This window comes from Streptomyces sp. NPDC093591 (assembly GCF_044764885.1).
Taxonomy (GTDB): Bacteria; Actinomycetota; Actinomycetes; order Streptomycetales; family Streptomycetaceae; genus Streptomyces.
This window is the reverse complement of sequence record NZ_JBIWIY010000014.1, coordinates 172,651-185,513: the sequence shown is the minus strand read 5'-3', so window position 1 is coordinate 185,513 and position 12,863 is coordinate 172,651. Positions and strand designations below refer to the sequence as shown.

Genomic DNA, 12,863 nt, shown 5'->3' with positions numbered 1-12,863 from the left:
GATGCCGCGTTCGACCTGGCCCTTCGTACTACCCAGCGCCGCCCAGGAGGGCCCACCCGGTGAACTCAGCCCATGGACACGACATGCGGTTCGGTGTGCTCGGCCCCGTCGAGGTACTGAAGGACGGCGCCGGCCTCGATCTGGGCCCCCGGCAGCGCCGGTTGCTGCTCGTCCGGCTGCTCATCGAGGACGGCCGCCCCGTCTCCCAGCACACCCTGTGCCGCGACCTGTGGCCGACGGACCGGCCGACGGGTGCCGCCTCCTCCGTGCGCGCCCACATCAGCCGGCTGCGCGCGGTCCTCGACCCGGTACGGCAGGGCCGGTCCACCATGCTGGTCAGCGGGCCCGCCGGGTACGCCCTGAAGGTGCCCCGCGAGGCACGGGACACGACGCTCTTCGAGGAGTCGGTGAGCAGGGCCCGCGAGGCCCTCAGGAACCGTCAGCTCCCCGTCGCCCGGCAGGAGATCGACGCGGCGCTCGGGCTGTGGCGCGGCGAGGCGCTGGCCGAGGCCGCCGAGCACGCCTTCGCGATACGCGAGCGCACCCGGCTGGACGGCGCCTTCCAGGACGCCAAGGAGCTGCGGGCCGCGATCCTCGTCCAGCAGGGCGAGACGGAACCGGCGATCGACGTCGCCGAGACCCTCGTACTCAAGGACCCGCTGCGTGAGACGTCCTGGGCGCTGCTGATGCGCGCGCTGTACTCGGCGGGGCGGCCGGTCGAGGCGCTGCGGCAGTACGAGCGGTTCCGCGACATGCTGGCCACGGAACTCGGCCTGGACCCCAGTCCGCAGCTGAGGGACCTGCACACCGCGATCCTGCGGCACGACGCCGCCGTGCTCGGCACCGCCCCGTACCCGCCCGGCAGCACCTCGCTCACCCCGGGCCCCGACTTCACCGCCGCGGGTACGTGCCCGTACCCGGAACCCGCCGCCGCCCCCGTCGTGCCCTTCGTGGGGCGGAGCGAGGAGAGCGCGCGGCTGACCGGGCTGCTGTCGGCCGCGGCGGCGGGCCGCCCGCAGTGGGCCGTGGTGGCCGGGGAGCAGGGGTCCGGAAAGACCCGGCTGGTGGAGGAGCTGACCGCCCGGGCCGCGGCGGCCGGGTTCACCGTCGCCCGCACCCGGGCCGGCCAGGCGCTCAGCGGGAACCGCGGGATCTCCCAGACCTGCCCGACCGTCCAGCTCCTGGACGCGCTGCGGCAGGACGGCGAGGACTCCGCCGAGGACGAGGTGGCGCAGAAGGACCCGCTCGGCACGGTCGTCCACGAGCTCACCCAGGGACCCACGCTGTGCGTCGTCGACGACCTCGACCAGGCGCCGCAGGGCTTCCACCGGCTGCTGCGGCGGCTCGCGAAGGTACTGCGGGAGGCCCCGGTCGTGTTCGTGTGCACCCTGCGCAACCCCGACGCGCCCGTCTCCAGCGTCCTGCTCGCGGATCTGGCCCTGCTCGGCGCGACCTGGCTGACCCTGGAGCCGCTGACCGTCGACGACGTGGCCGACCTGCTCGCGGCGCACGGCGAGGAGGGCGCGGGCGAGGAGGCGGCGGCGCTGCACCGGCGTGCCGAGGGGCAGCCGTTCGCCCTCGCCGAGCTGCTCGGACTCCCGCCCGGCCGGCGCACCGGGCCACAGGCTCAAGTACCGGCCGCCGTACGCAACATCCTCCACGCACGGCTGGTCGAGCTGTCCGACGCGGCCCGGACCATGCTCACGTACGCCGCGGCCGACGGCGCATGGCTGGACGTCTCTCTCCTCGCCGCCGCCCAGGGCCTGGCGCCGGACGAGCTGCTGCCGCTGATCGACGCCGCCGTGACCGCCCGGATCCTGGTCTGGGACGCCGACCCGGACGGCCGGGGCCAGGCGGCCGGCACCTGCCGCTACCGGCTGCCCGAGCTGCCCCGCGACGTGGTGCTGAGCACCCAGACGCCGTCCTCCCGCCAGTTGCGGCACGCCGCGCTCGCCCGCGAGTTGGCGGCTCGTGACGGTGATGACACCGACCCTGCCCGCCTGGCCCGGCATCTGCGGGAGGCGGGCCCCATGGCCCCGGCGGCGGGCCCCACCTCGAACCCCACTCACCTCAGGAGTCTGTGATGAGCACCAAGACGGGTCCCCAGAGATACCCCGGCGCGAGCCGGGCCAACTGGTACCAGGACGACTTCGGCGGCGACCCGATGCAGGTGAACGTCGTCGTCCTGCACACCACCGAGGGCCCCACCCTGCCCGGCTACGGCGGCGGCTCCTCCGCACCCAACCTGACCGCGGTCCCCGACCTCGCCGCCAAGAAGCTGAAGTGGTACCAGCACTTCGACATCGAGACCTCCTCCCGGGCGCTGGTCAATCTGCGCGGCGGCGTCGAGACGAACACCATGAACGTGTGCCAGGTCGAGCTGGTCGGCACCTGCGATCCGAAGACCCACGCCAAGTGGAAGGCCGCGGACCGGGCGCACGTCTACTGGCCGGACGCGCCCGACTGGGCGCTGCAGGGCGTCGCCCGCTTCCTGGCCTGGATGCACGAGGAACACGGCGTACCGCTGTCCGGCCCGAAGTCGTGGCCCGCGTACCCCACTTCGTACGGCAGCGGCGGCCGGCGGATGACCGGCGCGCAGTGGACGGACTTCAAGGGCGTCTGCGGGCACATGCACGTGCCCGAGAACGTGCACGGCGACCCCGGCGCGATCGACTTCGCCAGGATCGTCAAGTACGCGAAGGCCGACCTGGACGTGGACGACGACGACACCACGACGCCGACCACACCCGCCAAGCCGAAGGTCCCGGCCTTCCCCGGCCGCAAGTACTTCGTGACCGGGGCCTCGAACGCGTACGTCCTCCAGCTCGGCAAGCAGCTGGTCGAGCGCGGCTTCGGCGACCACTACAAGGTCGGGCCGAGCAGGACCTGGGGCGAGGCGGACCGCCTCAACGTGCGCGACTTCCAGAAGTCCCGCAAGGAACTGCGCGGCGACGCCGACGGCAGCCCCGGACCGCTGACCTGGCGCCTGCTGTTCTCCTGATCCCTGTCGTCACGACAGGGCCTAGTCGGCGAACCCGTCGCGCACCTTGTCGAAGACGGGCCGGTAGGTGTCCCATTCGGCGTTCGGGGCCGACAGGTAGATGTCGTACTCCCGGCCGCCCGCCTCGCCGTATCCGAGGTCGATGGCGCGGAAGGCGCGGGCGCGGCCGTGGAAGGTGAACTCCCACACCGCGGCCGGCTTGTCCTTGAAGGTGGTCTTCTGCATGCGCAGCCTGCGGTACGAGGTGGGGTAGTTGACCTTGGTGTTCGCCTCGATGTCCTTGAAGTGCTCGATGGGGTGCGAGCCGGCCGGGTCCACCATGCCGATGGTGATGCCGGCCAGGCCGGTCGGATCGGTGTAGGTGACCTCGTCGGCCGCGCCCTTCTTCCGCGTCCAGCCGTCCGGCACGGGGAAGGAGACGCCGAGCTGTTTCTCGCGGACCAGGTGGTAGCCGTCGGGGACGGGCGAGGGGGAGGTCGACGGGGTGGGGGCGCTGCTGGTCCTGCGCGTGTCGGCCGCGTCACCGCCGCCGCCCTGCGAGGACACGTAGAGCGTGCCGCCGGCGGCGAGCGCGGCCAGCGCGACGACGACGGCCACGAGGGCGCGCCGCCCTCGCTTGCGACCGCCCTTGTGCGGCGGCGCGGGCGGGGTCGGCTGCGGCGCGGGCGCCGGGGCTGTGTCCTGGGTGCCGTCGGGGTCTTCGGTTCCGTCGTGGGCGGCCCCGGCCGACAGCGTGGTCGTCGGGCCGCCGGACCAGGTGGCCCGCAGGGCCCGTTCCGTCTGCTCCGCCGTGGGCCGGTCCTCGGGTTCCTTCGACAGCAGGACCTCGATGAGCGGTTCCAGCGGGCCGGCCTGCCGCATCGGCTGCAGCGGGTCCACGGCGATGGCGTACGCCGTCTCCATGGCGGTGTCCCGGCGGTACGGCGGCCTCCCCTCGACCGCCTGGTACAGCGTCGCGCCCAGCGACCAAAGGTCGGAGGAGGGGCCGGGCTTGTGGCCGCGGATCCGCTCCGGGGCCATGAAGTCGATGGAGCCGACCATCTCCCCGGTCTGCGTGAGCGTCGAGGTGCCGGCGGTCTGCGCGATACCGAAGTCGGTCAGGACGACCCGGCCGCCGGCGCCGAGCAGGACGTTGCCGGGCTTGATGTCGCGGTGCAGGACGCCGGCGGCGTGCGCGGCCCGCACGGCGGCGATCATGCCGAGGCCGATGCGGGCGGCCTCCTCGGGCGGCAGGGTGTGTCCGCCCTTGAGGACGTCGCCGAGGGTGGGCGCGGGGACGTACTCCATGACGATGCAGGGCCGGCCGTCGTCCTCGACGACGTCGTGCACGACGACCACGTTGGGGTGGACCACCCGGGCGGCGCTGCGTGCCTCGCGGCGGGTGCGCTCGTAGAGCGTGTCGACCTCGGCGTCGGACAGATGCGGCTGCGTGTGCAGTCGCTTGAGCGCGACCCGGCGTGCGAGCACCTCGTCCTCGGCCAGCCACACGGTGCCCATACCGCCACTGCCGACGGGCTCGACGAGCCGGTAACGCCCGGCGACCAGCCGCCCCTCGTCCGCCACAGCCCTGCCCTCCGCCTTGCTCTGCCCCCTTCATGTCACTTCGCCCTGCACAGTAACCGACCTGGTTGGGAGACCGAAGGCCGGTCCGGCAGCGCAGGCCTTCGACGGGGGCGTCGCCTGCGAACGCCGTCACGGGCCGACGACCAGGGCGCGGCACGGCGCCGTCAGGGGCGTGTCCCGGGCGTCGGCCCGCACCGAGCGCCAGCCCCAGGACCGCAGGGCCCGCAGGGTCGCGGTGTCGCCGCGGTCGACCAGCGTGACGCCGAGCACGGCGGGATGGCCGGCGAGCCCGGCGGCGCGGTCGGCGAGCAACCGCCGCTGCAGGCGCCGGGCGAGGTTCCAGTCACGGCCCGGATGCTGGGTGCGCACCCGTGAGTCGACCAGGAGCCCGGAGACGGCGAAGAGCCTCCCGCAGGCGGCGAGTCCGAGCAGATCCTTGGGGAGATATCCGTCCAGGCCTCGCCACCAGGGCCCGTGCGCGGACACCGGAAAGCCGTACGCGCACCCCGTCAGTACGACGCCTTCCCGCTCCGCGACCAGCAGGGCGAAACCCGGTCGCTGCACCTCGGCGGCGAGCCGCCGCAGGAACAGCTCGCGCTCCAGGTTCCACGCCCGCGGATCGCCCCCGGAGGTCTGCGCGTACAGGTCGCCGAGTTCCTTGCGCCGGTCCTCGATCTGCCCCCGGGACAGCGGGCGGATCCGTTCCCCTTCCAGGGGCGACGGAGCTTGCCGGCCCCCGCGGTCAGGCACGTTGACGGCCATGAGGCGGATCCTGCCCCGGGCCCGGACAGGTGCCGGCCCGGCGTCGTGGCTCACCGAGAACGGCACCGCCCGGCAGCGGGCGCACGAAGAGCCCTCGGCACTTTCACCGTACTCCCGCGCACCGGGCCGGGTGCCGGGCGCAGGAGTAGCGTGGGACGAGAAGACCAGGACAAGGTGAGCACAGTGCCCGGTACCGATCCCCCGCCCGCCACGGGACTGCTCGCGGACGGCGTCCACGAGTCCGTACGTCCCGGGACGGCGCTTCTCCGGTTGGAGACGACACGCGACCGCCAAGGCGTCCTCGACGGCGCGTGGTGGCCGCGCTCCCGTGACATCGCGGTCGAACTGCCCGGTCTGGTCGGCGCGCTGACCGAACACCTCGGGCCGATCACCCGGATCGGCCTGGACTCCGCCGCCTGGGACGGACTGCCGACGCGCATGGTCGTCGACGGCCGGGTCGTGCACCTCGACGCCTCGTCCGTGGGCGACGACACCGTCCTGGTCACCCGTGGCGATCAGGATCTCTTCTCCCTGCTCGTCGTGCCGCCGGACAGCCCGCCCGGCGCGGCGCGGGCGGCGATGGCCCAGGCGGTGCGCGCCGACAACCTCAAAGGGGCCGGGCAGATCCTCGTCGACACCGGTGCCGAGCCCCTCTCGGCCCACTCCGGCGGCACGGACACGGAGCAGCCATGATCCACGCGGCAGATGTCCGGGAATGGCGCGAACACGACGTGGTCGACCCCAAGGGGCACAAGATCGGCACCCTCGAAGCCGTCTACGTCGACACGGCCACGGACGAACCGTCCATGGCGACGGTCCGTACGGGGCTGCCCACCCGTCAGCGTCTGGTGTTCGTCCCGCTCGACGAGGCGGTCCTGGGGCCCGGCTACATCAAGGTCCCGCATACCAAGGGGACGGTACGGAAGGCGCCTTCGATCGGGACGGACGACGTGCTGCCCGCCGAGCAGGAGGAGACGATCTTCCGCTACTACGACATCGCCTACCGGCCGGGGGTCCACGGCGAACGTCAACTCGCGCGCCGCTGACCGCCAGGAGGTGACCGGGCGATGGTGACGTCGTTTCTGCTGCTCCTGCTGGTGGCCGTGATCCTGGGCATCATCGGTGCGGCGGCGGACGGACTGGGCTATCTGCTGGCCATCGGGGTCGTGATCTTCGTGGCCGATGTGGCGTTCTTCGCAGTGGTGGGATCCCGGCGCGCCCGCCGGCGCCCGGTGCGCTGACCCTTGAGCGGCCCGGCCCGCGCGGCGGGAGAAAGTCTGTCGCGGCTGGACCATATTCTCCGCCCGCCGGAGTTAGGGTTGTGCCGCGTCCGCGAAACGAAGGTGCCATGCCCGCTGAGAACGCCTCCGTCGCCGGGAACCTCGACGACGACGACTACCCCGCCTACACCATGGGACGGGCCGCCGACGTCCTCGGCGCCACCCCCGCCTTCCTCCGGGCCCTCGGGGAAGCCGAGCTGATCACCCCCCTGCGTTCGGAGGGCGGCCACCGCCGGTACTCCCGCCGCCAGTTGCGGATCGCCGCCCGCGCCCGAGAGCTCGTCGACCAGGGCACCCCCGTCGAGGCCGCGTGCCGCATCGTCTCCCTGGAGGACCAGCTCGACGACGCCCTGCACCGCAACCGGGAAATGCGCCGGAGGCTGGACGAGCGCGGCACGGATATCTAGTCCCGCCGGTACAGAATTAGGGGACCCGGCCGGAGGAGAATTCCCGACCCGGTCCGAAAACGCACGGGCGGCTGCCACCCGACCTGTGTTAGCGTGATAGCAGTTGCAGTTTTGGTTGCCAGAGACTTGTTTCTTTGCAGAGCTTTCCGGATCTTTCCGGAGGGGTGATCATCGCGGCGACTCGGATCCGTAAAGTGCGGAATCCGGCACTGCCCCCCAAGGGAGATTCAATATGGCATCTGGCACCGTGAAGTGGTTCAACGCGGAAAAGGGCTTCGGCTTCATCGAGCAGGACGGCGGCGGCGCTGACGTGTTCGCCCACTACTCGAACATCGCCACCTCCGGCTTCCGCGAGCTTCAGGAAGGCCAGAAGGTTACCTTCGACGTCACGCAGGGCCAGAAGGGCCCGCAGGCCGAGAACATCGTTCCCGCCTGACGCTGACGCGACTTGTGGCTGGGGCCCGCGCTCTTGGGGTGCGGGCCCCAGCTCATTGCTATCCCGGAGTCCCCGGAGTATCCGAACTTCCTGGGTGGGCTCCCGGAGCACCCGGAGTTCCCGGATTATTGACGGCCCCGGCTTCAGCGCCGAGCGGCCTTTCGCATTCCCTCGGCTCATTCTTGTGAATCCGCGCGCGGCTCGTCATCGCTCGGTCGGACTTCCTCGATACGCCGTATCGAGGAAGGTTCCTTCATGAACCGCACCCGTAGCACCGGCGGCAGCGCAGGTCGCTTCCGTAGCGGCAGAAACTCCACCCGCTCGGCCGGCGGCGCCCGCGGCAGCCGCTCGCGCGCGCAGGAGACCGGCCGGCAGAGCCCTCGCGCGCGCTCCGCCGCACGGCCGCAGGAGTTCACCCTGCCGGTCACTCTCACCGAGCCACTCCCGGCGGTCGAGACGTTCGCCGAACTGGAACTGCCCGCCCGTCTGCTGGCCGCGCTCGACGGCGAGGGCGTGACCGTGCCCTTCCCGATCCAGGCGGCCACGCTGCCGAACGCGCTCGCCGGACGGGACGTGCTCGGCCGAGGGCGCACCGGTTCGGGCAAGACGCTCGCCTTCGGCCTGCCCGTGCTGGCCCGGCTCCAGGGGCAGCGGGCCCAGCCCCGGCAGCCGCTCGCCCTGGTCCTCGTGCCCACCCGGGAACTGGCCCAGCAGGTCACCGACGCGCTCACCCCCTACGCCCGCGCCCTGCGCCTGCGCCTCGCCACCGTGGTGGGCGGCATGGCGATCGGCCGCCAGGCGAGTGCGCTGCGCGGCGGCGCCGAGGTCGTCGTGGCGACGCCCGGCCGCCTCAAGGACCTCATCGAACGGGGCGACTGCCGGCTGGACCAGGTCGCCGTCACCGTCCTGGACGAAGCCGACCAGATGGCCGACATGGGCTTCATGCCGCAGGTCACCGCGCTGCTCGACCAAGTCGGTCCCGACGGCCAGCGGTTGCTGTTCTCGGCCACCCTGGACCGCAACATCGACCTCCTGGTACGCCGCTACCTCCACGACCCCGTGGTCCACTCGGTCGACCCGTCCGCCGGCGCGGTCAGCACCATGGAGCACCATCTGCTGCACGTGCACGACGACGACAAGCACGCCACCGCGACCGAGATCGCCGCCCGCGACGGGCGGGTGATCATGTTCCTGGACACCAAGCACGCGGCCGACCGGCTGGCCAAGCACCTGCTGTCCGTCGGTGTGCGCGCCTCGGCCCTGCACGGCGGCAAGTCCCAGCCGCAGCGCAACCGGACGCTCGCCCGGTTCAAGGACGGCCACGTCACGGTCCTGGTGGCCACCAACGTCGCCGCCCGCGGGATCCACGTCGACGACCTCGACCTCGTCGTGAACGTCGACCCGCCCGGCGACCACAAGGACTACCTCCACCGCGGCGGCCGTACCGCCCGCGCCGGTGAGTCCGGCACCGTCGTCACCCTCGTCCTGCCGCACCAGCGGCGCGCGATGGACCGTCTGATGGCCGACGCCGGCATCACCCCGCGGTCCGCCCGGGTCCGCCCGGGCGAGGCCGAACTGCAGCGCATCACCGGCGCCCGTACCCCCTCCGGTGTGCCCGTCACCCTGCCCGCACAGGTCCCGGAGCAGAGCGAGCGCACCAAGTCCGCCGGCCGCTCGCGCAGGGGTCAGGCCGCCGGCCGCGGTGAAGGCGGGCGGAGCGCCGGGCGTGGCGGTGGCGGGCGGGGTTCCGGCCGGCCCCGTCGCTCCACGCCGAGGAACAACCCGTAGCCCAGGCGCCGGGACTCAACTCCCGGCGGCCGGGGCGGGCCTTCGCCCGTCCTGCCCGCCCCGAAGAAGAGGAGAAGCCCTTGACGCCGACCACTGCGCGCACACGGCAGGCCCGCCCCGCCGACGGCACCGGCCTGACCGCCGTTGACGCCATGCACGCGCCCGGGCCCCAGGTGGACGACCACATGACCGTCGACGTGGCCCTGTCCGTGCTGATCAGCGCCCGGGTCCCGCACCTGCTCCTCCAGGACGAGGACGGGCGGTGCGCGGGCCTGGTCACCCGGGCCCAGCTCGCCGCGCACCGCAGTGGTTCGTGGTACGGCGACCGGACGCGGCTGCGGGACATCCCGCTCGACCGCGGACCGTTCACCTCGTCCGTGGCCGTGCTCAGCGAGGCGGAAGCCGCCATGCGGGTGCGGACCCTGGATGTGTCACCCGTGATCGACGAGCACGGCTACGCCCTGGGCGTCCTCGCTCGGATCTGCTGACCGCCCTCGCGCGGTCGACCCCTACGGCGTTTCTCGCCCAACTCTGTGGAGGCATCCATGCGTTGTGTCATCGCCCGTTTCCCCTTCGACCTGACCAAGCGCGAGGTCGAGCACTCGATGAGCGGCGTCACGCCCGAACCCGTCACCGGCGTGGCCGTGACCATCGAGCAGCGCGTCTACCCCGTGATGCAGGTCGGGGAAGTGATCACCCGGCAGAACCGCCGCGACTTCACCACGGGCGAGATGCGCCGCGCGCTGACCCGCCTCGGCTTCACCTGCCACGAGGCGGCTCCCACCAGGCCGGCCCAGGCCGCTCAGGCTGACGAAGGTGCGCTCGGCTGGTGACGTCCCGGGTCCCGACCCGCCGCGTGACCCGTCGTCGGGCTAGGCTCCTGAGGCATGACGCACCCTGACGACCTGCTCGTCGCGATCGCCGCGATGGTGGAGTCGCGGCACAGCAGCCAGATGTCCCTGACCGTGGTGATCCCGGGAGCCGTCATCACGGGACGGCTGGCCCCGGAAGCCCTGTGGAAGGAGCGGGTGGCCGAAGTCCTGCGGGACTCCGCGCACCTGGGGCAGTTCGCCGCGGCGTTCACCTCGGCCCTGGCCGGCGGCGACCACCCGCCGGAGCACGGCAGGCGGCCCACCCATCTGCACTTCCACGTCGCCCGGATTCTCCAGGGCAGCTTCGGCATCCCCGACACGGGTGGCATGTACCGCGTCGCGCTGGAGGACGTGAGCGCCTGGACCATCGGGGACATCGGCTATTCGGACCAGTGAGAGCCCGTGAGGAAGCCCGCGGCTCCTCCTTCCGTGTGCGGGGAGGGGCCGGGGGCTGACGCGCCGCTCGGTTCGTACGGCGTCGTCACCCCTCACGTCACGTCGGTCACCGTCCAGCGCTGGTTGGCACCGGAGTTCGCGAGCCATACGCCGACGGAGGCGCCGTCGCTCGTGGACTGGCCGGAGACGTCCGCGAGGCGGCCGGTGGCGGCGTTGACGAGGGTCCAGGTGCCGTCGCCGGTCGTCGACATGATCCACTGGGCGGCGCTGTCGCGGGTGCCCTCGTCGGGCTCGGCCACCAGGGCGCCGTCGCGCACGGCCAGGCGCTTGCCCGCGGTCGCCTCGGTGAAGACGTACCGCTTGCGGTTGTCGGTGCCGCTGATCTGCTCCAGGCGCCACTGCTGACCGCTGGGGTCGGCGGCGTTCGCGCTCTTGATGACCAGGCCGGTGCCGTTGTCGGCGATGGTGAGGTCCTTGCCGCTCTGGGCGCCGGTCAGCCGGTAGGTGTGGCCCTGCTGCAGCTCGGCCGCGTCCGCGGCGACGCCGGACACGCCCTTGACGAGGAACGACGTCACGGACTGGGCGGGCACGGTGAGCGTGGCCTGCTTGCCGGTGACCCGGACCGCCTGCTGCCGCTCCAGCTTGCCGTCGGCGCTGGTCACCACCGGGGTGACGGTGGCGCGGGGGGAGATCCGGCCGAACTTCGACAGGTCGAGGGTGACCTCGCGCGCCTCGGTGGTGCTGTTGACGTGGACGACGGTCGCCGCGTCGCCCTTCTTGGCGACCGCCGCGGTGCTGGAGGTGTCGTTCGTCTTGATCAGCCGGTCGCCGGGCTTGATGTAGTGGGTGAAGTTGCGGGCCGTGTCGAACTTCGTGTTGGTGTAGATCGGGCAGGACTCCAGGGTGTCCTTCGACGTGCAGCTGAACGACAGCTGGATCTCGCCCCAGTTGCCGCCCTTCGCGGACTCGCCGCCCGGCTTCATGTTGTCGTAGTCCTCGACGGGCTGCCAGAACACCCAGGCCTTGGGCTCCAGTTCACGCAGGTCGTCGACGATGCGCTGGGCCAGGCCGAGGCCGGGCCGCATGTCGGTGAAGCTCTGGCCGTCGCCCCAGTCGCCCTCGACCTCGCTCATCCACAGCGGCTTGTCGGCGGCCTTGGCCAGGTCGCGCACGGTGGTGCGCTGGCCGGTACCGTAGGTGTGGACGTTCATCTGGCCGACGAGGTCGCGGACCTCCTGCGGGTAGGAGTTCCAGTTGGTGGCGAACGTGCCGGGGTTCGTCTCGTCCATGGCGGAGATCTCCGCGCCGGTCTTCGACTGCTCCAGGGTCGGGGCCAGCGCGCGCAGCACCTTCTGCTGGAGTTCCGGGCCCATGTGGGCGCCCTCCTGGCGGCCGCCGACGGGCTCGCCGTCCGCACCGAGCTTGGTGCCCCAGTAGTTGGTGTTCGGCTCGTTGAACGGGTCCAGGGTGTCGACCTTGATGCCGTGCGCCTTCTCCAGGCGTTCGGTGGCGCCCACCAGGTACTTGGCGAAGTCGTCGACGGACTCGGTCTTGAGCTGGTCCTTGCCCGCGTCGAAGTTGCCGGAGACGTAGCCGCTCTCGGTCATGAACCAGGGCGGGGAGTTGCTGAAGGTCTCCCAGTGGGTGATGTCCTTCTTGATGCGGTCGACCCACCAGCGCTGCGTCTTGTCGGCCTTGTTGTTCCAGTCGGCGGGGTCCTCGGCGTCCCACCAGTCGACGTCCTCGCGGGTGGTGCCCGCCGGGGCCTTCCACCAGCCCTCGACCGCGCCGCCGGCGCGCAGGTAGTCCTTGACGTCGGGGGCGTTGCCGCCGCCGATGTTGTAGCGGGCGATGTTCAGCGCGAGGCCGTCGTCCCCGAAGAGGAGCTGGGCGAGCTTCTCGCGTATCGCGGGCGGGTAGTCGCCGGTGGCATTGGCGAACCAGACCAGGCTGGTGCCCCAGCCCTCGAACTTCTCGTGCTTGTACGAGGGGTCGGGCCGGACGGTGACCGCGGCGGTGGCGGTCGTGTCCGCGGGCGCGGCCGGCAGGGAGGTGGCGGCCAGAACGGTCCCGGTCGCGAGGGCCGTGACGCCGATCCCCAGGAGGCTTCTCTTACGGGTGCGGTGTGCCATCTCGAGTACTCCAGCTCTTCCGTGCGCCGCGCGTCCCGGCGGGACACAGAGATCGGGACCGCAGGGTGCGGTTCGGTGCGGTTCGGTGCGTTCTCGTGTGGTTTCGGCTCGTAATGTTTACGTAAACATCCGCTGGCGGGATGTCTACACTGTGCGAATCTCAGCGGTCAAGGAGTAGTCGATGGACGCACGCACCGCGGGAGGACGTACGCGAAAGCGCGCCACC

General features: G+C 72.0%; 14 protein-coding genes. 11 read left to right on the top strand and 3 right to left on the bottom strand.

The genetic code is table 11. The features are described 5' to 3' along the window. Positions 1-59 precede the first annotated feature (59 nt). Entirely contained in the window at positions 60-2,084 is a 2,025-nt protein-coding gene (locus ACIREI_RS28415) for a BTAD domain-containing putative transcriptional regulator (RefSeq protein WP_403338467.1), read from the top strand. Then, a complete protein-coding gene (locus ACIREI_RS28410) occupies positions 2,084-3,001 on the top strand; it encodes a peptidoglycan-binding protein (protein ID WP_403338465.1) in 918 nt (305 codons plus the stop codon). Before ACIREI_RS28415 ends, ACIREI_RS28410 begins: the two co-directional genes overlap by 1 nt. Before the next feature lie 21 nt (positions 3,002-3,022). Here ACIREI_RS28410 and ACIREI_RS28405 read toward each other — a convergent pair whose 3' ends face one another. Together ACIREI_RS28405 and ACIREI_RS28400 are read right to left on the bottom strand one after the other, a co-directional pair. Next, entirely contained in the window at positions 3,023-4,564 is a 1,542-nt protein-coding gene (locus ACIREI_RS28405; RefSeq protein WP_403338462.1) for a serine/threonine-protein kinase, read from the bottom strand. 129 nt (positions 4,565-4,693) lie between these two features. Next, positions 4,694-5,326 (bottom strand): hypothetical protein, encoded by a 633-nt coding sequence (locus ACIREI_RS28400; protein WP_403338459.1) that lies wholly within the window; start codon positions 5,324-5,326, stop codon positions 4,694-4,696. Between the two features lie 183 nt (positions 5,327-5,509). Here ACIREI_RS28400 and ACIREI_RS28395 point away from each other — a divergent pair, with 183 nt between their 5' ends. The 9 genes from ACIREI_RS28395 (at position 5,510) to ACIREI_RS28355 (ending at position 10,505) form a co-directional block, all read left to right on the top strand. Further along, positions 5,510-6,019, top strand: a complete 510-nt coding sequence (locus ACIREI_RS28395) for a DUF5994 family protein (RefSeq protein WP_403338758.1) — start codon at positions 5,510-5,512, stop codon at positions 6,017-6,019. Next, positions 6,016-6,372 carry a PRC-barrel domain-containing protein gene (locus tag ACIREI_RS28390; protein ID WP_403338456.1) on the top strand — a complete coding sequence of 119 codons (357 nt, stop codon included), beginning with the start codon at positions 6,016-6,018 and terminating at the stop codon, positions 6,370-6,372. The genes ACIREI_RS28395 and ACIREI_RS28390 overlap by 4 nt, the downstream gene beginning before the upstream one ends. Before the next feature lie 21 nt (positions 6,373-6,393). Next, positions 6,394-6,567 carry a hypothetical protein gene (locus ACIREI_RS28385; protein ID WP_403338454.1) on the top strand — a complete coding sequence of 58 codons (174 nt, stop codon included), beginning with the start codon at positions 6,394-6,396 and terminating at the stop codon, positions 6,565-6,567. 107 nt (positions 6,568-6,674) lie between these two features. Further along, positions 6,675-7,013, top strand: coding sequence for a MerR family transcriptional regulator (locus tag ACIREI_RS28380; protein WP_403338451.1), 339 nt, complete (start codon positions 6,675-6,677; stop codon positions 7,011-7,013). A gap of 232 nt (positions 7,014-7,245) precedes the next feature. Further along, entirely contained in the window at positions 7,246-7,449 is a 204-nt protein-coding gene (locus tag ACIREI_RS28375; RefSeq protein WP_007383480.1) for a cold-shock protein, read from the top strand. Between the two features lie 255 nt (positions 7,450-7,704). Next, the gene (locus ACIREI_RS28370) at positions 7,705-9,237 is read left to right on the top strand and encodes a DEAD/DEAH box helicase (RefSeq protein WP_403338449.1); all 1,533 of its coding nucleotides are present in this window, start codon (positions 7,705-7,707) and stop codon (positions 9,235-9,237) included. 152 nt (positions 9,238-9,389) lie between these two features. Further along, complete coding sequence (locus ACIREI_RS28365) at positions 9,390-9,725, top strand: CBS domain-containing protein (RefSeq protein WP_403338755.1); 336 nt, start codon at positions 9,390-9,392, stop codon at positions 9,723-9,725. A gap of 57 nt (positions 9,726-9,782) precedes the next feature. Beyond that, positions 9,783-10,070 (top strand): SCO5918 family protein, encoded by a 288-nt coding sequence (locus ACIREI_RS28360; protein WP_403338446.1) that lies wholly within the window; start codon positions 9,783-9,785, stop codon positions 10,068-10,070. Positions 10,071-10,124: 54 nt separating this feature from the next. Continuing rightward, on the top strand, positions 10,125-10,505 hold the full coding sequence (locus ACIREI_RS28355; protein WP_403338444.1) for a hypothetical protein: 381 nt from the start codon (positions 10,125-10,127) through the stop codon (positions 10,503-10,505). Positions 10,506-10,597: 92 nt separating this feature from the next. On the opposite strand, the gene ACIREI_RS28350 is transcribed toward ACIREI_RS28355, so the two are convergent. Beyond that, entirely contained in the window at positions 10,598-12,637 is a 2,040-nt protein-coding gene (locus ACIREI_RS28350; protein ID WP_403338442.1) for a glycoside hydrolase, read from the bottom strand. Between the last annotated feature and the right edge of the window lie 226 nt (positions 12,638-12,863).